This is a genomic window from Mesorhizobium sp. M8A.F.Ca.ET.161.01.1.1 (assembly GCF_004792105.1).
GTDB lineage: Bacteria > Pseudomonadota > Alphaproteobacteria > Rhizobiales > Rhizobiaceae > Mesorhizobium.
The window spans coordinates 230,347-249,582 of sequence record NZ_SRTD01000008.1; the positions used below are offsets into that span (position 1 = coordinate 230,347).

Here is a 19,236-nt window from a genome sequence, read left to right on the forward strand (position 1 = left end):
GCCCGGCATAGCGAAGATGGGCACTCAGACCATTGGCAAATTGCGGTGTCACTTAACTCGTTTGCATGCTGATCGGCAAAGCGCAGCAGACCCGCTAGGTCAGGAGCCATTGATGTGAGGCGCGTGATCTGATTCAGGCTCCGCGACCCTAGACCCGCCTTTATCGTGGTCCCCAACCAGGCTTCCGATCAGGTTTCGGACCCAGCGGTGGCCCGCATGCCTATGACATCTCTCGTGCCAAATCAGACTGACATTGAATTGCTCACCTAGCCAGGGCAGATCAACCATCATGAGTTTTTCTGATTGCCTAATAAATAGGCGCCTTGGCACGAGTGCAACCAAATCACTATCTAAGACGATCTCCGGCAAGAGCAAAAAGGAGGCCGCTGACACGACGACATTGCGTCGGTAACCAAGTGTCGCCAAAGCACTGTCCACTGGCGTTTCGAAGTCGCCGCCCCGCGGTGACACCACGACGTGTTCCAATTCGACATATTCGTCTATTGTCATACCCGATTTTAGCCGAGGATGACCGTGTCTTGCTATGAGGACATAAGTTTCGTCGAATAAGTGACACGTCCGTAGGTGCGGGGCCGACCGCTCGGGAGTAGCGATAACAAGATCGACTTCTTTATTCCCCAATTGCTGCTCCACCAGCTCGGGCACCAGATGCCGTACGGCCACCCGTACTCCCGGCGCCGTCTGCCGGAGAGCCAAGACGAACGGCATCACCACTGCTGCCTGGATATAGTCAGAACAGCCGATCGATACGGTAAGCTCGGCCTTGCCGGGATCAAAGTCCTGATGAGAATGTAACGCGTTGCGCACGTGATCCAGCGCGTCTCTCAGTTGCGGTGCAAGTTCGATTGCCTTGGCGGTCGGGATCATGCCTCGACGAGTCGGGAGCAGAAGCGGGTCGTCAAACAAATCCCGAAGCCGTGCTAGTTGCGCGCTTACAGCCGGCTGACTGAGGTGCAGTTGATCTGCCGCTTTCGTTACGTTTTGTTCGGCAAGCAGCACTTCGAGCGTCGCCAAGAGATTGAGGTCGATGCGACTGTCATTCACCGTGTCTATTCCTAGTCGCCGTTTAATCATTTCTATATATGATGATCGCGGCGCTGCCCGTCAACGGCTTGGCCGCCTAATGGGAAGCTGTCTGTGTTGGCGTCGGGCCGCTGGCGCGAAAGCGATCGCTGCTGTTCTTACGATTGGTAGAGAGCCGCCAAACTGGAGCGGAGGGAGCCGTGCGGCACCGACGGGCCAATCGAACGCCCGCGTGAAAGTGCCAACGTGGCGATCAGCGGTTAGATATCCGCTATCTGGATAGCACGGGGCAAGATAATCGATTTCACAAATCTTAGTCAGATACTCATGTTGAGGCCAGCCGGGCTTCCAATCCCGAGCCGGAGGCATCGAGTGATCTCAGTCAGCATCCCATACACGACTAGCTTAGCGCGCGCTTTGGCGCGAACTGCTGCAACGAAACAAGCATTCTGCTGGTGATCGAGGAGCCTCGCCGCGCCGTCAACAGTGTAAGTATCGAAATCGATTTCGGCATCATCGAGCCGAGCGCGCCCGGGGGGGCACGCAAAATCCCCGAAAACGTCTGGGTCACCAACGCGCAAGCCCTGGCGCGCAATTGATACCGATCGGGAACATCAGACACAGCTCTCAACAACTACGGAGACCATCTCGTGAAAAGAAATATTCTCATCGTTTACGCACACCCTGAGCCCACTTCGCTGACACGGCAGCTGGTCGACGTGACCGCTGAGATGTTGTCGGCAGCGGGGCACACCGTGGTCCATTCGGACCTCTACGGCATGAAGTGGAAGGCGGGGTACGACGCCGATGACTTTCCGATGCGCAACAACCCTGAGCGACTGTCGTTCATCATGGAATCGGGCCATGCTTACGCAAGCGGGCATCAGACGCCCGACGTGATCGCCGAGCAGCAGAAGCTGCTCGCGGCCGATGCTGTGGTCCTGCAATTCCCGCTGTGGTGGTACGGCGTGCCCGCGATCTTGAAGGGCTGGATAGAGCGAGTCTATGCCTTCGGTTTTGCCTACGGCTATCAGAATGGCTCCAACGAGTTTCGCTTTGGCGACGGCATCCTCAAGGGCAAGCGAGCGCTGGTCAACGTGCAGGCAGGCGGCCCAGTGGCCGATTATGGCCCGCGGGGTATCAACGGGCCGATAGAGCAACTGTTGTTCCCGCTGACTCATGGCGCGCTGTTCTATCCCGGCATGGACGTGCTCCCGACGCACGCGGTCTATGGCGCGGGTCACGTTTCCACGGCGGAGCAAGTGGACGCGATCAAGGCAGCATGGCGTGTACGTCTCGCCGGGCTATTCACCGACAAGCCGATTCCCTTCCGTTCGCAAAACGGCGGCGACTTCCCCGATCGCCACACCATGGCCGACCACGTTGCGCCGGGCCAAACCGGCCTCGCCGCGCACTTTGCCGATCTGATCGACGCATAAAGAGCAACACTGATGTCGCCTGCATTGTTCGCGCTTGCCGTGGCGGCCTTCGCCATCGGCACGACGGAGTTCGTCATGATCGGGCTTGTCCCGGATGTCGCGCGCGATCTTACGGTAACGATACCCCAAGCCGGTCTGCTTGTGACTGGCTATGCCCTGGCCGCGACCGTTGGGGCGCCGACGGTCACGGCCCTTACTGGAAGGCTTCCCCGCCGCGGGCTTGTGGTTGGACTGATGAGCCTGTTCACGCCCGGTAATCTGCTTGGCGGCGCTGCACCGACTTATGAAGTGCTGCTGGCCGGGCGGATCGTGACAGGAGTGGCGCACGGCGTGGTCTTCGCCGTCGGCGCGCCGATTGCGATGAGCCTGGCGGATCGTGAGCGCGGCGCGCGGGCGGTGGCGACGATGTTCGCAGGGCTCACCCTTGCAATAGTCATCGGTGTCCCGTTCGGCACAATCGTCGGACAGAGCCTTGGGTGGCGTGCACCGCTGCTGGCGGTGGCTGTGCTCGGCTGCCTCACGGCAGCGCTATTGCGACTTTTGTTGCCGCGGGAAATTCCCCACGCTCCGCCCGCCAGTTTAAGGTCGCAGTTCGCCGTATTGGCGAAGCCCCGCCTCCTGGCGCTCTATTTCATCGCCATGACCGGGTTCGGCGGATCATTCGTGGTTTTCACCTTTCTCGCACCGCTGCTGACGGAGGTAACCCACGTGTCTCCTGCCGCAGTCAGCTTGGCGTTCATGGCATTCGGCGCAGCTGCGGTGGTCGGGAATTTTGGTGGGGGCCGGCTTAGCGATGCACTCGGCACGCGGCGCAGCCTGATGGCAGCGCTGGTCGGTCTAGTCCTGGCCCTTGCGACGCTGCCCTTTTCGGCCCCGCACGTCCTGACAATGTTCGCCAACCTGCTCCTCTGGTCTGCCTGCTGCTTCTGTCTTGGCCCGATCGTTCAGTCTGGCGTGGTCGCGGCCGCGGAAGAGGTCGCGCCCGACGCCGTCGCGACTGCTTCGGGTGGAAAGCGGACATTGCGCCTACGGCAACGCCGACCTGCATAGCAGACGTTTTGCCGTGGCGCCGTTCGCAAAAAGGATGGCGTTTCAGGAAACGTTGTGCGCAGCTTTCAGTTCAGTCGGTATTACCCTTCGGCGGTCAACGTCGTCAGCCGTTTAAGCGGAGAACATCATGATTTCACCCTACATAATAAACATTCCTGACGAACGGCTCGCCACGATCAGAGCCAAGGTCGAGGCTTATGACTGGAGCCAGCTGCCGAATGCGGGGGGCTGGTCAGCGGGGGTCGGGGTTGATGACCTCAAGCGACTCGCCGCGTATTGGCGGTACAGCTACGACTGGCGTGCGGTCGAACGGCGCCTCAACGCGCTGCCCAACTTCACGGCCGACGTGGAAGGCGAGCACCTCCACTTCGTTCATGTGAAGGGCGACGGCTCCAAGCCGCCCGTACTGCTTCTCCACGGCTGGCCGGGCTCGTATCTCGAGTTCGAGCGGCTGTTGCAGCCGCTCGCAGCGGACGGGCACGACGTTGTCGTCCCCTCGCTTCCTGGCTTCGCGTTCTCCAACCCGATCACGCGCCCGATCGGCCCGCGGCGGGCTGCTGCACTCGTGCATGGGCTGATGATACAACTTTTCGGCGACGCGCGGTATTTCGTTCAAGGGGGCGATTGGGGCCACGGCATCGCGGCCTGGGCAGCGCATGATCGACCGGACGCTCTGCTCGGCATTCATATCAACATGATGACCGTGCGTGCGGAGGATGCCGCTCCGACGACCGACGAGGAGAAGTCCTTCGCCGCCAAGCGTGCCGCGATTGCCGATCGGGAGAGCGCCTACTTTCACGAGCAGGAAACCCGTCCGCAGACGCTCGGCGTCGCGATGGCCGACAGCCCGGTCGGAGCGGCGGGCTGGATACTCGAGAAGTTCGGCAAGTGGGCCGATCTTCCGACAACCGCCGATGGCGACCCCGACATCTGGAGCAAATTTTCCGAGGAGGAACTCCTCACCAACATCATGCTCTACATCGCGCCGGCATCGTTCGTGACGGCAACCTGGATCTACTACGGCAGCCGGCTTGAGGAGTCGCGGATGCTTCCGGCCGGCACCCGCATCCAGGTGCCGACCGGCGTTGCGGCCTTCCCCGATCCAGTGTTCTTGCCGCCGCCGCGCTCGTTCGCGGAGAAGACCTACAACATCGTGCATTGGACCGACATGCCGCGGGGCGGGCATTTCGCCGCGCTGGAAGAGCCGGAACTGATGCTGGCCGACCTGCGCGCCTTTATCGCGACGGTGTCGGGAGCGCGCTTTGGCTGCTTTCGGGACCATGGATTGACTGCCTAAACGTCTCCAATTGGAAGCTTCCTGCCATTCGGAAGTGCCCGCCGCGCACGGCAGTTATCCAATCGCCAAGACCCGAAAGCTGACTGTCCGCTCACGGCCCCATTTCGGCCATCGAAGTCAAACCACCTTCCCACCCCTTCTCCGGATCACGCCGTCTCCTTGACCCGTGCGGCCAGAAAATCCGGCAGGTCGGCAACCGAATCCAGGATGACGTCGGCGATCTCGGCCAGCGATTCGCGGGTGCCGGTGCCGGAGAGCACGCCGACCGCGAGGCCGCAGCCGCCGGCGCGCGCCATTTCGAGATCGTGCCTGTTGTCGCCGACCATGGCGATCTCGCTTGGCTTCAGGCCGGTGAGGTCGCAAAAGGCCTGGATGGTGTCCGGGGCGGGCTTGGGATTGGCGACGGCGTCATATCCGTAAGCGGCGACGAACAGTTGCGCCACGCCGAGCGTGACCAGCGTTTTTTCGGCGCCGCTGGTCGAATCGTTGGTGGCGACGCCAAGCCGGTAGGATCGCTTGTACAGCAGGGCCAGCGTGTCGACGATATCAGGCAGCGCCACCGCCATCGCCGAGCCCTGAACCGAAGTGATCTCGTTGAAGCGGGCGACGGCCAGCATCTGATCCTCGTTGGACAGGCGCGGAAACCACAGTTCGACGACGTCGAGATTGGTGCCGGAGGCAAAGATGGAGTCGGGCTTGAAGCGCCGGTTGGCGAAATCGAAACCGGCGGCCGCGAGCAGCCTGTCGGCCTTCCAGCGATCGCCGTCGGCTGCATCCATGGCCATGAAATCGGCAACGTCGAGCCAGGTCGCGTTGAAATCGACAAGTGTCCCGTCCTTGTCGAACAATATTCCCTTGATGTCTGCCAAACTTTTCACTCCGAACCACGCAATTGGCGGATGTATCCCACAAGGCCAGCGGTCGACGCGTCGCGCTTGGCGGCACTTTCCTTGCCTTCCACGACAGGCAGGAGGCCGGTCGCCAGTTCCTTGCCGAGCTCTACGCCCCACTGGTCGAAGGAGTTGATGTTGAACAGCGTTCCCTCGACGAAGACGCGGTGCTCGTAGAGCGCGATCAGCCGGCCGAAGGTGCGCGGGTCGAGCTTGCGGTAGAGGATGGTCACCGAGGGCCGGTTGCCGGAGAAGACACGGTGCGGCGCGATGCGGTCGACATCGGCCGGCTTCATGCCCTTGGCCAGCATCTGCGTGCGTGCCTCGTCCAGCGTGCGGCCCTTCATCAAGGCTTCCGACTGCGCCAGGCAGTTGGCGAGCAGCAGGTCATGCTGATGCTTGAGATCAGGCTCGTGGCCGACCGCGGCGGCGAGGAACTCGACCGGGATCAGATCGGTGCCCTGATGCAGCAGCTGGAAGAAGGCGTGCTGGCCGTTGGTGCCGGGCTCGCCCCAGACCAGCGGCCCGGTCGGCGTCGTCACCGGCGTGCCGTCAAGGGTGACGCTCTTGCCGTTCGATTCCATGTCGAGCTGCTGCAGATAGGCCGGCAGCCGTGACAACCGCTGGTCGTAGGGGATGACCGCGCGGGCCGGATAGCCGCAGATCACGCGGTGCCACCAGCCGACCAGCCCCAGGAGCGCCGGCAGGTTCTTCTGGAGCGGCGCGGTGCGGAAATGCTCGTCCATCTCGTGCGCGCCGTCGAGGAAGGCGCGGAAATTCCTCGGGCCGATGGCGATCATGACCGGCAGGCCGATCGCGCCCCACAACGAATAGCGGCCGCCGACCCAGTCCCAGAAGCCGAAGACGCGATCCGGCGCGATGCCGAACTTGGCCACCAGGTCGAGCGCGGTCGAGACGGCGGCGAAATGCTTGCCTACGGCTTCCTTGCCGAGCGCTTTCTGCACCCAGTCGCGCGCCGTCTGCCCATTGGTCATCGTCTCGACCGTGGTGAAGGTCTTGGAGGCAATGATGAACAGCGTGGTTTCGGCGGACAGCCCCTTCAGCGTGTCGTGGATATGGGCGCCGTCAATGTTGGAGACATAATGCGCGCGCGGACCGTCATGATAGGGAGCGAGCGCCAGCGTCGCCATGGCCGGACCAAGGTCAGAGCCGCCGATGCCGATGTTGACGATGTCGGTGATCTTCTTGCCGGTGGCGCCTGTTGCCTTGCCCGAGCGGATCGCATCGGCGAAGGCGCCCATCGCGTCGAGCACGGCAATGACATCCGCCTTGACGTCCTGGCCGTCGACCGTGGCCCCCTTGCCGCTGAGGTTGCGCAGCGCCGTATGCAGCACGGCGCGGTCTTCGGTGACGTTGATCTTCTTGCCGGCGAACATGGCGGCGCGGCGTCCTTCGAGATCGGCGGCGGCGGCCAGTTTTTCCAGCAAATCCATGGTCGGCGCGTCGACGGCGCATTTCGACCAGTCGAGCAACAGGTCATCATCGGTGGCGGAAAATGTGTTGAAGCGCTGCGGATCGGCGGCGAAGACCTGGCGCATGTCGCCAGGCGCCGCGGCGCGATGATCGCGCAGGGCGGCAAGCTGTTTCTGGAAGGCTGACTGATCCACTGGCGGGGACTCCTGGCGTTTTGGACGCACCATATCAGACCGGATGTTTCCGGCGCGTGTCGTCGCGCCACAACTATTGAGCCGAATTCCATCCGGTCAATACGCGGCGATGACGCAGCGCATCACGATGCGATGACACAATGTATCGGGTGGCGAGGTGGCCGCGGCTTATTTCGAGCTTGAAGGATCACTGGCATAAATCCCAAAGATCAGAAAAATTGATTGGCGCAACCCCTTGTGCCACGGTTACGTTCGGCTGGTCCAGCCAAGCAAAAAAAGCTGGCCATCGAGGAACATCTTCCATGCCACAGAGAAACGACACGGCGATATGGTCCGGCCTGTTCCGGATTTCGGCTGAATCCGGCCAAACCCTCCAGGCGCAGATCCGCCAAGCCATCGTGGCCGCCATTCTGGACCGCCAGATCGCCGCTTCGATGCCGCTTCCCTCCTGCCGGATCCTGGCCGAGAAACTCGGCGTGGCGCGCGGAACGGTGGTCCTGGCTTTCCAGCAGCTCGTCGACCAGGGTTTCCTGGTGGCGCGCGAGCGGCGCGGCCATTTCGTCAATCCGGACGTGCTGGCGACACCCGCCAAGCCGCACCAGAAGGCGCCCGACCAGGCCAACGAGATCGACTGGAAGGCGCGCCGGCAGATCGCGGCCAGCGACATGCCGCCGCCGGCCAAGCACGAGAACTGGATCAAGTCGTCCTACCCCTTCGTCTACGGCCAGTTCGACCCGGCGCTGTTCCCGACCGCCGAGTGGCGCGAGTGCAACCGCATGGCGCTGGCCGTGCTGGAGATCCGCAACTGGGCGTCCGACATGGTCGACCGCGACGATCCGCTGCTGATCGAGCAGATCCAGGCACGGCTCTTGCCCAGGCGCGGCATCTTCGCCAATCCCGACGAAATCATCGTCACGCTGGGCGCCCAGAACGCGCTCTACATGCTGGCCTCGCTGCTGATGACCAAGGGCTCGAAAGTGGCGATGGAGGATCCGGGCTACCCCGATGCACGCTCGATCTTCCGCCTCGCGGGCGCCGACATCGAGCCGGTGCCGGTCGACCAGTCGGGTATCGTAACCTCTTCCATTCCCAATGATTCCGGCTTCGTCTTCGTCACCCCCAGCCATCATTGCCCGACCATGGTGCCGCTGTCGGCCGAGCGACGGCAGGACCTCCTGGCGCGCGCCAACCGGCACAACCAGATCATCATCGAGGACGGCTATGACAGCCAGCTTCTCGACGAGGCACCGCAGCAGGCGCTGAAGAGCCTCGACCGCTCCGGCCGTGTCGTCTATGTCGGCTCGATGTCGAAGACGCTGGCGCCGGGCCTGCGGCTTGGCTACATCGTGGCCTCGGCTGGACTGATCGCCGAACTCCGGGCGCTGCGCCGTTTCATGCTGCGCCATCCGCCGGCCAACAACCAGCGCGCCGTGGCATTGTTCCTCTCGCTCGGCCATCACGAAGCGCTGGTGCGGCGGCTGTCGAGCGCCTTCGACGAGCGGCGCAAGCGCCTGGTCCATGCGATTTCCGCCTTCTTGCCGGAGTGGCGCTCGACGGATTCGGCCGGCGGCACCTCGCTTTGGCTGGAAGGACCACGGGGTACCGATTCCCGCGGTTTGGCCGAGGCCGCCGCCTCGCGCAGCGTCATCATCGAGCCGGGCGACCGCTTCTTCGACCGTACCGAAAAGCCTTCGCGTTTCATGCGGTTGGGCATTTCCTCGATCGCGCTGCAGCACATCGAGCCCGGCATCCGGGAATTGGCCACCGCCGCTGGCCGCAGACCCGCCGCGGCCTGATCCATTCTTCGATCCTTTGACGGGAGCCGCCTTCAAGCGGCTCCCGCTCCCTTTTCTCTGGCATACTCGACTGAACCCGCTGGCTCATAGGCTGTGCCAATGCCGGCGGCATAGTCGTGGCACAAAGGGGAAGAAGCAGCCGATGGTGGACCAACCGCCGCGCTGTTTCTCAGGAAAGGTGGAGTGTTTTCCATGTCAGTGGTTCTTGAAAAGCAGGACGCGGCGGATCAACGCTCCCGCCGCTCCGGGGGGCGCGAAGCGCGTCGCGCGATGCGGGCAGCGCCGCTCGCCGACGACATCAAACCGGTGCGTGCCGGCCTCGAGGGCGGCAGCTACGGACCACTCAAGGGCAATGATCGCGAGCGTATCCACGAAGCGGTGCTGACGCTTCTGGAGACAGTCGGCTTCGCCAACGCCATCCCCTCCTGCATCGAGGCGCTGACCCAGGCCGGCGCCACCTATGGCGATGACGGCCGCATCCGGTTCCCGCGCGCGCTGGTGCTCGAGACGATCAAGAAGGCGGCACGGAATTTCACCTTGCACGGCCAGGATCCCAAACACGACATGGTGATACAGGGCAAGCGCGTGCATTACGGCACGGCGGGTGCCGCCGTGCATCTGGTCGATGTCGAGAAGCGCGAATACCGTGAGTCGCTGCTGCAGGACATCTATGACGCGGCCCGCATCGTCGAAGGGCTCGACAACATCCATTTCTTTCAGCGGCCGATGGTGCCGCGCGACATTCCCGATCCGCTCGAAATGGACTTCAACACGCTCTACGCCTGCGTGATGGGCACGTCCAAGCATGTCGGCACCTCGTTCACGGTGCGCGAGAACGTGCAGCCGGCGCTCGAAATGCTCTACGCGATTGCCGGCGGCGAGGACAATTTCCGCGCCAGGCCGTTCGTGTCGAACTCGAACTGCTTCGTCGTGCCGCCGATGAAATTCGCCGAGGATGCCTGCGGCGTGCTCGAAGCATGCGTCGAGGGCGGCATTCCAATCCTGCTGCTGTCGGCCGGACAGGCCGGCGCCACAGCGCCGGCGGCGATTGCCGGCGCCGTGGTGCAAGCGGTGGCCGAAGTGCTGGCCGGTCTGGTCTATGTCAACGCCATCAAGCCGGGGCATCCGGCGATCTTCGGCACCTGGCCGTTCGTATCGGACCTGCGCACAGGCGCCATGTCGGGCGGCTCGGCCGAACAGGCGGTGCTGACCGCCGCCTGCGCCCAGATGGCGCAATTCTACGACCTGCCGGGCGGCTCGGCCGCAGGCATGACGGATTCGAAGCTGCCCGACATCCAGTCCGGTTATGAAAAGGGCATCACCGACGTAATGGCCGGCCTTGCCGGGCTCAACCTGGTCTATGAATCGGCCGGCATGCATGCCTCGCTGCTCGGCTTCTGCCTGGAAAGCCTGATCATCGACAACGACATGCTCGGTCATTGCCTGCGCTGCGTGCGCGGCATCGAGGTGACCGACGAAGCGCTGTCGATCGCCACCATCGCCGATGTCTGCCTGAAAGGCCCGGGGCACTATCTCGGCAACGAGCAGACGCTGCGGCTGATGCAGACGGAATATTTCTATCCCGCCGTTGGCGACCGGTTTTCGCCGAAGGAATGGAATGAGAAGGGCCGGCCCGACATATTGCAGCGGGCGATCATCGAGAAGAAACGCATCCTTGCCGAGCGCTTTCCGCGCCATGTGCCGAAGCTGCTCGACGACAAATTGCGCGCCCGCTTCGGCGACATGATCAAGCTGCCGCGCGGCGGTATGGGCGGGTAGCCGCTCCTCGTCAAACAGTCTACTCGGCTGCCAGCCCGTAGTGTTCGACGACTTCGGCGTTGATCAGCTTGGCGTGCAGCGCCATCAGCACGATCTGGGCATCGAGGCCGTCGCCGGCTTCGAGAGCCGCCTCGATCCGGCGCTCCGCATCGAGCCGCTGTTGCGGACCTTGCGCCCGCTCGAAGGTTTCCGGTCCGGCGATGCAGTAGCTGAACAGGGTCGCCACCCGCGGATAGGCCCGCGGCGGCGGTTCCTCGGGCCAGTGGTCCTTCATCAGATTGACGATGGTGAGTTTTACGCCCTCCGGCACCAGGGCCGGATGCAGGTCGGCGCCGCGCAAGGCGGCATCGAGCTGCCGCAGATCACCCGAGCGGCCGAACATGCCGAGAAAGCCAAGAGAAGAGCGTCGTTGCGCCATGAGTGTCCAATCCGTTTTCCCACCAGTTAGGTGGTTGGCCGGCGGAATACAAAGATAGTGACCGGCGTCTATCCGCTCACCGCCAGCAGCAAGACGCCGGCCAGGGCCGACCCGGCAAGTGTCGGCAGCATGCCGACCTTCAGCCTGAGGATGGCAATCATGGCGGCGCAGGACAGCAGTGCGGCGCGCCAGTCGATCGACGACGGCACCGGCACGTTCATGCCGAGGCCCAACTTGCGCACGTCGTGGAAGATGACGTGCAAGGCAAACCATAGAGCCAGGTTCAGGATGACGCCGACCACGGCGGCGGTGATGGCGCCGAGCGCAGCCGACAGAGCCTTGTTGCCGCGCAGGGCCTCGATATAGGGCGCGCCGAGGAATATCCAGAAGAAGCAGGGCGTGAACGTAACCCATAAGGTCAGCAGCGCTCCAAGCGATCCGCCAAACAACGGGCCTATCGCGCCGGAGTGGCGAAAGGCGGCGATAAAGCCGACAAACTGCAACACCAGAATGAGCGGCCCCGGCGTGGTCTCGGCAAGCCCGAGGCCATCGACCATCTCGCCGGGCGCCAGCCAGCCGAAGGATTCGACGGCCGCCTGTGCGACATAGGCAAGAACCGCGTAGGCGCCGCCGAAGGTGACGACCGCCATCAGGCTGAAGAAACCGCCTATCTGCGTCCATACGCTGTTTGTCCCGGTGAGCGCCCAGAGCAACAGAACCGGCCCGAGCCAGATCGGCAGCCAGATCGCGATAATGCGCGGCGCATGCCATCTTGTCGGTCTGGCATGGGCCAGTTGGCCGCGCTCGAACATCAGGTCGACCGCGCCCTTGATGTCGGGAGCATCGTTCTTGCCGTGCGCCGCACCGGAAAACAGGGCTGGCGCGACGCGGTTTCCCGCCCATCCCACCAATCCCACAATCAGGACGATGAGCGGGAACGGAATGCTGAGGACATAGATGCCGAGAAAAGCGCAAAGCGCGATCGCCACCATCACCCGGTTCTTCAAGGCGCGGCGGCCGATGCGGATCACCGCCTCGACCACGACCGCGAGCACGGCGGCCTTGACGCCGAAGAACAGAGACTCGACCAGCGGGACATCGCCGTAGAGCGCATAGAGGATGCTCAAGGTGAGCATGACGAGTGCGCCCGGCACCACGAACAGGATGCCGGCGACGAGACCGCCGGCCGTCCTGTGCAGCAGCCAGCCGATGTAGATGGCGAGTTGCTGGGCTTCGGGACCGGGCAGCAGCATGCAGTAGTTCAAGGCATGCAGGAAACGCTGCTCGCCGATCCAGCGCCGATCCTCGACCAATTCCTTGTGCATGAGCGCGATCTGCCCCGCTGGCCCGCCGAAGCTCAGCAATCCGATCTTCGCCCAGAGTTTCGTGGCTTCGCGGAAGCTCGGGACCGCCGGCACCTCGACGATGTCTGCACTTTCTCCCGAAATGAGGCTGCTCATGTTGGCTTCGCCCCGCCCGGCCAGTTGTGCGTCTCCTCAGTGGCGTCGCGGCACCAGCGGAAGAACGCGTCATAGAGAACCATCCCCGCCTCCAGCTGTTCCAGATCGTCGCGGAACATGCGTGACAGGCCAAGCGAGGCGGCAAGGAATCCGGCGGCTTGGGGAACGAGATCGAGCCTGGCGGTGTCGGCCGCGCGCACGATCGTGGCAAGGCGATCGAGTGCCTGGGATTCCAGCCCGAACTCCTCGATCATCGTGTCGAAGGTGCAGCGTTCGCCGCGATGGCTCCAGAATACATTGTCGATGTCGAAGGGCACGGCCTGAAAGCGGTCCGCGACAGCAGGCACTTCGGCCGCCTCGACAAAGAGGAAGACCGCATGCGGATCGACGAAGCGCCGGATCAGCCAGGGGCAAGCGATGCGATCGACCTTGGGGCGAGCCCGCGTCACCCAGACGGTGCGGCCTTTTTCATCGCGGAACGGGATCTTGGCGGCGTGGACCAGTAGGCCGCCGGCATCACGCCAGGCCTCGAAACCGCCTTCGAGGGATTCGGCGGCAACGCCCTGGTGCCGCAGCCAGGCGGCCACGCCTTGCGAGAGCTTTTGCCCCTTCTGGCAGACCACGGCCACCTGGCTGCCGGCAAGGTCGGCTGCCCAGGTCGAGACGGTCTTGAAGTTGCGCCGGTGCGAGGCCGGCAGCGGGCGCGGGTCGGCATCGTAGTCCTCATCGAGGCGGACATCGACGATTACAGGCGCGCCGGGCAAACCAACCAGACGGGATAGTTGCTGTACGGTAATTTCGGTTGTTGACGGCATGGCGTCCACCTCCTGAAAAGAGAAGCTTGGACGCGAACATTGGGCTGACGCCTCACGGGGTGGTCGCGATGCACCCCTTGCGGTGATGTTGGAATTGTTGGGCGGTCTTGTCAAGGACGGAGCATTCCCGGCTACGCCGTCAGACCGGCGGCCTGATCGATCAGGCCGCCGGTCCTCGTCCATCCTCATCCGTGACCAGCCAGGAATAATCGATGACTATTCCGTGGAATAATCAGTGATTGTCGCGAGGCACGCCCATGGTATGGGCGACATCCTGGTATTTCACCGCCGGCTTCAGCACCATGCCGGCCGAGAACTGGTCGACCATGCCGCGCTGGATCTCCTGCCATGGCGTCTGGTGCTGGGGATAATGGTAGCCGCCATCTTTCTGCAGCTCGGCGCGCCGCCGCGTGATCTCGTCGTCGCTGACGAGGATGTTCGCGGTGCCTTTCCTCAGATCGATGCGGACGCGGTCGCCGGACTTGAGCAACGCCAGACCGCCGCCGACCGCGGCTTCCGGCGAGGCATTCAGGATCGACGGCGAGCCCGACGTGCCGGACTGGCGGCCGTCGCCGATGCAGGCCAGCGCGTGGATACCCTTCTTGATGAGGTAGGCCGGCGGCTGCATGTTGACGACCTCGGCGCCGCCGGGATAGCCGACCGGGCCAGCGCCGCGCATGAACAGGATGGTGTGCTCGTCTATGCCTTGCGCCGGGTCGTCGATGCGGGCGTGGTAATCCTCCGGCCCATCGAAGACCATGGCGTTGCCCTCGAAGGCTTCCGGGTCGTTCGGGTTCGATAGATAGCGCTCGCGGAATTCGGGCGAGATGCCGCTCATCTTCATGATCGCCGAATCGAACAGATTGCCCTTGAAGTTGATGAAGCCGGCATTGGCCTTCAGCGGCTCGGCCACGGTGCGGATGACGTCGGTGTTCTCGTTGGCGACCCCCTTGCAGTTGTCGCCGATCGACTTGCCGTTGACGGTCAGGGCATCGGGGTGCGGCAGCATTCCGGCCTTCATCAGCTCGGCCACCACGGCAGGCACGCCACCGGCATGGTGATAATCTTCGCCGAGATATTCACCCGACGGCTGCAGGTTGACGATGAGCGGCACCTTGAGACCGACCTTCTGCCAGTCATCATTGTCGAGCGGCACGCCGAGATGGCGGGCGATCGCGTTGAGATGGATCGGCGCGTTGGTGGAACCGCCGATCGCCGAATTGACGACGATGGCGTTTTCGAAGGCCTTGCGCGTCATGATGTCGGACGGTTTCAGGTCCTCGTGCACCATGTCGACGATGCGCTTTCCAGTCTCATAGGCGATCTGGCCGCGCTCGCGGTACGGCGCGGGGATGGCGGCCGAACCGGGCAACTGCATGCCGAGCGCCTCGGCCAGCGAATTCATCGTGGTGGCGGTGCCCATCGTGTTGCAGTAGCCCGTGGACGGCGCCGAGGAGGCAACGATGTCCATGAACTCGTCATAGTCGATCTCGCCGGCCGACAGGCGCTGGCGCGATTCCCAGACGATAGTGCCCGAGCCGGTGCGCTTGCCCTTGTGCCAGCCATTGAGCATCGGGCCGACCGACAGCGCGATGGCCGGGATGTTGACGGTGGCCGCCGCCATCAGCAAGGCAGGCGTGGTCTTGTCGCAGCCGATGGTCAGCACGACGCCGTCCAGCGGATAGCCATAGAGCACTTCGACAAGGCTGAGATAGGCGAGGTTGCGGTCAAGGGCGGCGGTCGGCCGCTTGCCGGTCTCCTGGATCGGGTGACAGGGGAATTCGAAAGGAATGCCCCCCATCGAGACGATGCCTTCGCGCACGCGCTTGGCGAGCTCGATGTGGTGCCGGTTGCAAGGCGAAAGATCAGAGCCCGTCTGGGCGATGCCGATCAGCGGTTTGCCCGACATCAGCTCGGCGCGTGTCAGCCCGTAATTAAGGTAGCGCTCGAGATAAAGCGCCGTCATTCCCGGATTGTCGGGATTGTCGAACCACTCCTGCGAGCGGAACTTTTTCTTTTTCGTAGGGGCGCCAGCCATCATGGTCTCCGTATTTGTATGACAAATCGATATGACAACGCGCGGATGCAGGCAAGGGGCACGCGTGATCTGAATCCGGACTTTGGTGCGATAGACAGCTATCGAGCCGCGCGCTACGACCAATCCGACATCGGCGATCGGGGAGGTTTTGATGGCTTTGGTGATCGAAGGCGAGGAACGTATCGCCGCACCCGTGCAGAAAGTGTGGGAAGCGCTGAATGACCCAACCGTCCTGAAGGACGCCATTCCGGGCTGCCAGAGCCTGGAAATGAAATCGGCGACCGAGATGGCGGCGACGGTGGTGCTGAAGATCGGGCCGATCAAGGCGACCTTCAACGGCGAAGTGACGCTGAAGAATCTCAAGCCCCCGCATGCCTACACCATCCAGGGCGAAGGCAAGGGCGGCATTGCCGGCTTCGCCAAGGGCGGTGCCGATGTCACCCTGACCGCCGACGGGCCGGACGCGACGGTCCTCAAATATGCGGCCAAGGCGGAAGTCGGCGGCAAGATCGCGCAGCTCGGCAGCCGGCTGATCGAATCGACCTCGAAGAAGCTGGCCGGACAGTTCTTTTCGGCATTCGGCGAGAAAGTCGGCGGCTGATCCCTTCCCCTCGAGGGTCACTCAAACACGATGCTCGGCACAGCCGCTTCGGCCGCGCCGCGTTCCTCGTTGACCCTGTCCCAGACCTTGGAAGCGATATCGCGATAGATTTTCGCCTCTGCGCCCTCGGGCTTGGAGACGACCACCGGCGTGCCGGCGTCCGAGCTCTCGCGAATGCCCATTTCCAGCGGCACCTCGCCGAGGAAGGTGACGCCCAGCCTCTCGGCCTCACGGCGCGCGCCGCCATGGCCGAAAATATCGTAGCGCTTGCCGGTATCCGGGGCGAGGAAGTAGCTCATGTTCTCGACGATGCCGAGCAGCGGCACATCGACTTTTTTGAACATATTGAGGCCTTTGCGGGCATCGATCAGCGCCAGGTCCTGCGGTGTCGAGACGATGACGGCGCCGGCCAGCGGCACCTGCTGGGCCATGGTGAGCTGGGCGTCGCCAGTGCCGGGCGGCATGTCGACGACGAGCACGTCGAGCCGCCCCCATTCGACCTCACGAAGCATCTGCGTCAGCGCCGACATCACCATCGGCCCGCGCCAGATCATCGGCGTCTCCTCATCGACGAGGAAACCCATCGACATCACCTTGAGGCCATAATTCTCCATCGGTTTCAGGATCTTGCCGTCGACCGTCTGCGGCCGGCCATGGATGTTGAGCAGCCTGGGCATGGACGGGCCATAGATGTCGGCATCGAGCACGCCGACCCGCAAGCCATTGGCGGCAAGACCGAGCGCCAGATTGACGGCCGTGGTCGACTTGCCGACGCCACCCTTGCCGGAGGCGACCGCGATGATCGCCTCGATGCCGGGCACACCGCGCTTGCCGTGGCTCTGCGAAGCAGGAGCATGCGGAGCCGCGCGCGGTGCGGCGGCGGGCGGTGCCGGCCTGGGTGCGGGGCGCGATGGAACCGGTGCCTCCATGCCGCCGCCTTTCTTTTCAGCCGTCAGCGCGACGACCGCGCCGGCAACGCCGGGAATGGCCTTCACCACCCGCTCGGCGGCGGCGCGCAACGGCTCCATCTCCGGGGCGCGCGCGGCGGGAACGGTGATCGAGAAGAACACTTTCGAATCGGCAATGAAAATCTCGGAAACCATGCCGAGGTCGACGATGTTGCCGGTGAAATCCGGCCCGTTCACCGTCTTCAGGCGCTCGGTGACGATTTCCTTGGTAATGGACATGGCGGTTATTCCCTGGCGTTCGGCTGCAGCTCACATAGTGCAGAACGCGGACGGCTCCAAGCGCCACGCCGCGACATCACCGGGCCAGGCTGAGCGCCAGGTAGGTGAGAGCGGAAATCGCCGCCGTCGCCGGCAAGGTGACGACCCAGGCGACAACGATGTTGCCGGCGATGCCCCAGCGGACGGCCGAGATACGCCGAGCCGCGCCGACACCGATGATGGCACCGGTGATCGTGTGCGTGGTCGAGACCGGGACGCCGAGCCAGGTGGCTGCGAACAGGGTGATCGCGCCGCCGGTCTCGGCGCAGAAACCCTGCATCGGATTGAGGCGCGTGATCTTCGAGCCCATTGTGTGGACGATGCGCCAGCCGCCCAAGAGCGTGCCCAGCGCCAGCGCCGACTGGCAGGTGAGGACGACCCACAGCGGTACATAGAACGAGGTGCCGAGCATGCCTTGCGAATAGAGCAGCACGGCGATGATGCCCATGGTTTTCTGGGCGTCGTTGCCGCCATGGCCGAGCGAATAGAGCGAGGCCGAAAAGAACTGCAGGACGCGAAACGTGCTGTCGACAGCGAATGGCGTCTGTCGCACGAACAGCCATGAAACCACCAGGACCAGGAGAAGCGCCAGGACGAAACCGGTTGCCGGCGACAGCACGATCGCGGCGACCGTCTTGCCCAGGCCCGACCAGACGATGGCGCCGAAGCCCGCCTTTGCGACCCCGGCCCCAACCAGCCCGCCGATCAGCGCGTGCGAGCTGCTCGACGGAATACCGGCGATCCAGGTGACGATGTTCCAGACAATAGCGCCGACCAGCGCCGAGAAGATCACCGCCGGGGTGACGACACTGACGTCGACGATGCCCTTGCCGACGGTCTCGGCGACATGAAGGCCGAAGAACAGGAAAGCGATGAAATTGAAGAAGGCCGCCCACAGCACCGCATAATGCGGCCGCAGCACCCGCGTGGAGACGATGGTGGCGATGGAGTTGGCCGCGTCGTGCAGGCCATTGAGAAAATCGAAGAACAGCGCCACGGCGACGAGGCCGACGAGCAGGGGAAAGGCGATGGTCGCTTCCATCGCTAGACGTTCTCGATGACGATGCCGCTGATCTCGTTGGCGACGTCCTCGAAACGGTCGACCACCTTCTCAAGCTGGCCATAGATTTCCGAGCCGATCAGATAGGCCATCGCATCACCGCCATTGTGGTGCTTGAACAAATCCTTCAAACCCTGCTCATGCAGGTCGTCTGCCCGGCCCTCGGCACGCATGACCTCCTCGGCGAGTTCATTGAGGCGTGTGCTGTTGGCGCCGACCTTGGCGAGCAGCGGGATCGCCTCCGCGACCAGCTTGGCGGTGTCGACGATGACGCCGCCCATTTCCTGCATCAGCGGATCGAATTCGCGCTTTTCGAACAGCCGCACCGTCTTGACGGTCTTGTGCATCGTGTCGATGGCGTCATCCATCGATTGGATCAGATCCTTGATGTCGCCGCGGTCGAAAGGCGTGATGAAAGACCGCCTCACCGCAAGCAGCACCTGCGCGGTTATGTCGTCCGCCTCGTTTTCGAGATCGATGATCTCCTGGCACCTGCGTTCGATATCCTTGCCCTGGAGAAGCAACTGGAGTGCCTCGGCGCCGGCGACCACGGTACGGGAATGCTGTTCGAACAGGTCGAAGAAGCGATCCTCGCGCGGCAACAGCTTGCGGAACCAGCCCAGCATGTTCGTCCCTCCCTGCGCACCAGTTGCATCCACATAGCGTCGCACGCGGCCGCAGGAAACAGTAAACCG

Annotated in this window: 17 protein-coding genes; 7 read left to right on the forward strand and 10 right to left on the reverse strand. The window is 63.4% G+C overall.

Annotated features, from left to right (window positions below; genetic code table 11):
• Positions 1-99: 99 nt before the first annotated feature.
• The gene (locus EN804_RS20940) at positions 100-1,065 is read right to left on the reverse strand and encodes a LysR family transcriptional regulator (RefSeq protein ID WP_135921138.1); all 966 of its coding nucleotides are present in this window, start codon (positions 1,063-1,065) and stop codon (positions 100-102) included.
• 434 nt (positions 1,066-1,499) lie between these two features.
• Here EN804_RS20940 and EN804_RS37290 point away from each other — a divergent pair, with 434 nt between their 5' ends.
• The 4 genes from EN804_RS37290 to EN804_RS20955 all read left to right on the forward strand — a co-directional run bounded on the left by EN804_RS37290 (position 1,500) and on the right by EN804_RS20955 (position 4,830).
• Positions 1,500-1,643: a hypothetical protein gene (locus EN804_RS37290; RefSeq protein WP_189524542.1), complete on the forward strand. Its 144-nt coding sequence runs from the start codon at positions 1,500-1,502 to the stop codon at positions 1,641-1,643.
• A gap of 51 nt (positions 1,644-1,694) precedes the next feature.
• On the forward strand, positions 1,695-2,483 hold the full coding sequence (locus EN804_RS20945; protein ID WP_127278328.1) for an NAD(P)H-dependent oxidoreductase: 789 nt from the start codon (positions 1,695-1,697) through the stop codon (positions 2,481-2,483).
• Between the two features lie 12 nt (positions 2,484-2,495).
• A complete protein-coding gene (locus tag EN804_RS20950) occupies positions 2,496-3,533 on the forward strand; it encodes an MFS transporter (RefSeq protein WP_135921140.1) in 1,038 nt (345 codons plus the stop codon).
• Positions 3,534-3,660: 127 nt separating this feature from the next.
• On the forward strand, positions 3,661-4,830 hold the full coding sequence (locus EN804_RS20955; protein WP_135862190.1) for an epoxide hydrolase family protein: 1,170 nt from the start codon (positions 3,661-3,663) through the stop codon (positions 4,828-4,830).
• Between the two features lie 146 nt (positions 4,831-4,976).
• Here the strand turns inward: EN804_RS20955 and EN804_RS20960 are convergent, their stop codons facing one another.
• Positions 4,977-5,699, reverse strand: a complete 723-nt coding sequence (locus EN804_RS20960; protein ID WP_135921142.1) for an HAD family hydrolase — start codon at positions 5,697-5,699, stop codon at positions 4,977-4,979.
• A gap of 5 nt (positions 5,700-5,704) precedes the next feature.
• Positions 5,705-7,348 (reverse strand): glucose-6-phosphate isomerase, encoded by a 1,644-nt coding sequence (gene pgi, locus EN804_RS20965; RefSeq protein ID WP_135921144.1) that lies wholly within the window; start codon positions 7,346-7,348, stop codon positions 5,705-5,707.
• A 302-nt stretch (positions 7,349-7,650) separates the two neighbouring features.
• Between pgi and EN804_RS20970 the strand changes: the two genes are divergently transcribed.
• Positions 7,651-9,144, forward strand: a complete 1,494-nt coding sequence (locus EN804_RS20970) for a PLP-dependent aminotransferase family protein (RefSeq protein ID WP_015314107.1) — start codon at positions 7,651-7,653, stop codon at positions 9,142-9,144.
• 192 nt (positions 9,145-9,336) lie between these two features.
• Entirely contained in the window at positions 9,337-10,923 is a 1,587-nt protein-coding gene (locus tag EN804_RS20975; RefSeq protein WP_135862197.1) for a trimethylamine methyltransferase family protein, read from the forward strand.
• Between the two features lie 19 nt (positions 10,924-10,942).
• Here EN804_RS20975 and EN804_RS20980 read toward each other — a convergent pair whose 3' ends face one another.
• The 4 genes from EN804_RS20980 to EN804_RS20995 form a co-directional block, all read right to left on the reverse strand.
• Complete coding sequence (locus tag EN804_RS20980; RefSeq protein WP_127276403.1) at positions 10,943-11,341, reverse strand: hypothetical protein; 399 nt, start codon at positions 11,339-11,341, stop codon at positions 10,943-10,945.
• 68 nt (positions 11,342-11,409) lie between these two features.
• Positions 11,410-12,801 carry a chromate efflux transporter gene (chrA, locus tag EN804_RS20985; RefSeq protein ID WP_135862199.1) on the reverse strand — a complete coding sequence of 464 codons (1,392 nt, stop codon included), beginning with the start codon at positions 12,799-12,801 and terminating at the stop codon, positions 11,410-11,412.
• Positions 12,798-13,616, reverse strand: coding sequence for a sulfurtransferase/chromate resistance protein (locus EN804_RS20990; protein ID WP_135862201.1), 819 nt, complete (start codon positions 13,614-13,616; stop codon positions 12,798-12,800). The genes chrA and EN804_RS20990 overlap by 4 nt, the downstream gene beginning before the upstream one ends.
• 232 nt (positions 13,617-13,848) lie before the next feature.
• A complete protein-coding gene (locus EN804_RS20995; RefSeq protein ID WP_135862204.1) occupies positions 13,849-15,654 on the reverse strand; it encodes an IlvD/Edd family dehydratase in 1,806 nt (601 codons plus the stop codon).
• A gap of 151 nt (positions 15,655-15,805) precedes the next feature.
• Between EN804_RS20995 and EN804_RS21000 the strand changes: the two genes are divergently transcribed.
• Entirely contained in the window at positions 15,806-16,255 is a 450-nt protein-coding gene (locus EN804_RS21000; protein ID WP_135921146.1) for a carbon monoxide dehydrogenase subunit G, read from the forward strand.
• Between the two features lie 17 nt (positions 16,256-16,272).
• Here the strand turns inward: EN804_RS21000 and EN804_RS21005 are convergent, their stop codons facing one another.
• The 3 genes from EN804_RS21005 to EN804_RS21015 form a co-directional block, all read right to left on the reverse strand.
• Complete coding sequence (locus tag EN804_RS21005) at positions 16,273-17,442, reverse strand: Mrp/NBP35 family ATP-binding protein (RefSeq protein ID WP_127276413.1); 1,170 nt, start codon at positions 17,440-17,442, stop codon at positions 16,273-16,275.
• A 76-nt stretch (positions 17,443-17,518) separates the two neighbouring features.
• Positions 17,519-18,523, reverse strand: a complete 1,005-nt coding sequence (locus EN804_RS21010) for an inorganic phosphate transporter (protein WP_127870681.1) — start codon at positions 18,521-18,523, stop codon at positions 17,519-17,521.
• 2 nt (positions 18,524-18,525) lie between these two features.
• The gene (locus EN804_RS21015) at positions 18,526-19,167 is read right to left on the reverse strand and encodes a DUF47 domain-containing protein (RefSeq protein WP_135862208.1); all 642 of its coding nucleotides are present in this window, start codon (positions 19,165-19,167) and stop codon (positions 18,526-18,528) included.
• Positions 19,168-19,236 lie beyond the last annotated feature (69 nt).

Excerpts from the sequence above, each read along its gene's own strand:
- EN804_RS20950 (WP_135921140.1), top strand. The coding sequence starts at position 2,496 with ATGTCGCCTGCATTGTTCGCGCTTGCCGTGGCGGCCTTCGCCATCGGC.
- EN804_RS20955 (WP_135862190.1), top strand. The coding sequence starts at position 3,661 with ATGATTTCACCCTACATAATAAACATTCCTGACGAACGGCTCGCCACG.
- EN804_RS20970 (WP_015314107.1), top strand. The coding sequence starts at position 7,651 with ATGCCACAGAGAAACGACACGGCGATATGGTCCGGCCTGTTCCGGATT.
- EN804_RS20975 (WP_135862197.1), top strand. The coding sequence starts at position 9,337 with ATGTCAGTGGTTCTTGAAAAGCAGGACGCGGCGGATCAACGCTCCCGC.
- EN804_RS20980 (WP_127276403.1), bottom strand. The coding sequence starts at position 11,341 with ATGGCGCAACGACGCTCTTCTCTTGGCTTTCTCGGCATGTTCGGCCGC.
- chrA (WP_135862199.1), bottom strand. The coding sequence starts at position 12,801 with ATGAGCAGCCTCATTTCGGGAGAAAGTGCAGACATCGTCGAGGTGCCG.
- EN804_RS20990 (WP_135862201.1), bottom strand. The coding sequence starts at position 13,616 with ATGCCGTCAACAACCGAAATTACCGTACAGCAACTATCCCGTCTGGTT.
- EN804_RS20995 (WP_135862204.1), bottom strand. The coding sequence starts at position 15,654 with ATGGCTGGCGCCCCTACGAAAAAGAAAAAGTTCCGCTCGCAGGAGTGG.
- EN804_RS21000 (WP_135921146.1), top strand. The coding sequence starts at position 15,806 with ATGGCTTTGGTGATCGAAGGCGAGGAACGTATCGCCGCACCCGTGCAG.
- EN804_RS21005 (WP_127276413.1), bottom strand. The coding sequence starts at position 17,442 with ATGTCCATTACCAAGGAAATCGTCACCGAGCGCCTGAAGACGGTGAAC.
- EN804_RS21010 (WP_127870681.1), bottom strand. The coding sequence starts at position 18,523 with ATGGAAGCGACCATCGCCTTTCCCCTGCTCGTCGGCCTCGTCGCCGTG.
- EN804_RS21015 (WP_135862208.1), bottom strand. The coding sequence starts at position 19,167 with ATGCTGGGCTGGTTCCGCAAGCTGTTGCCGCGCGAGGATCGCTTCTTC.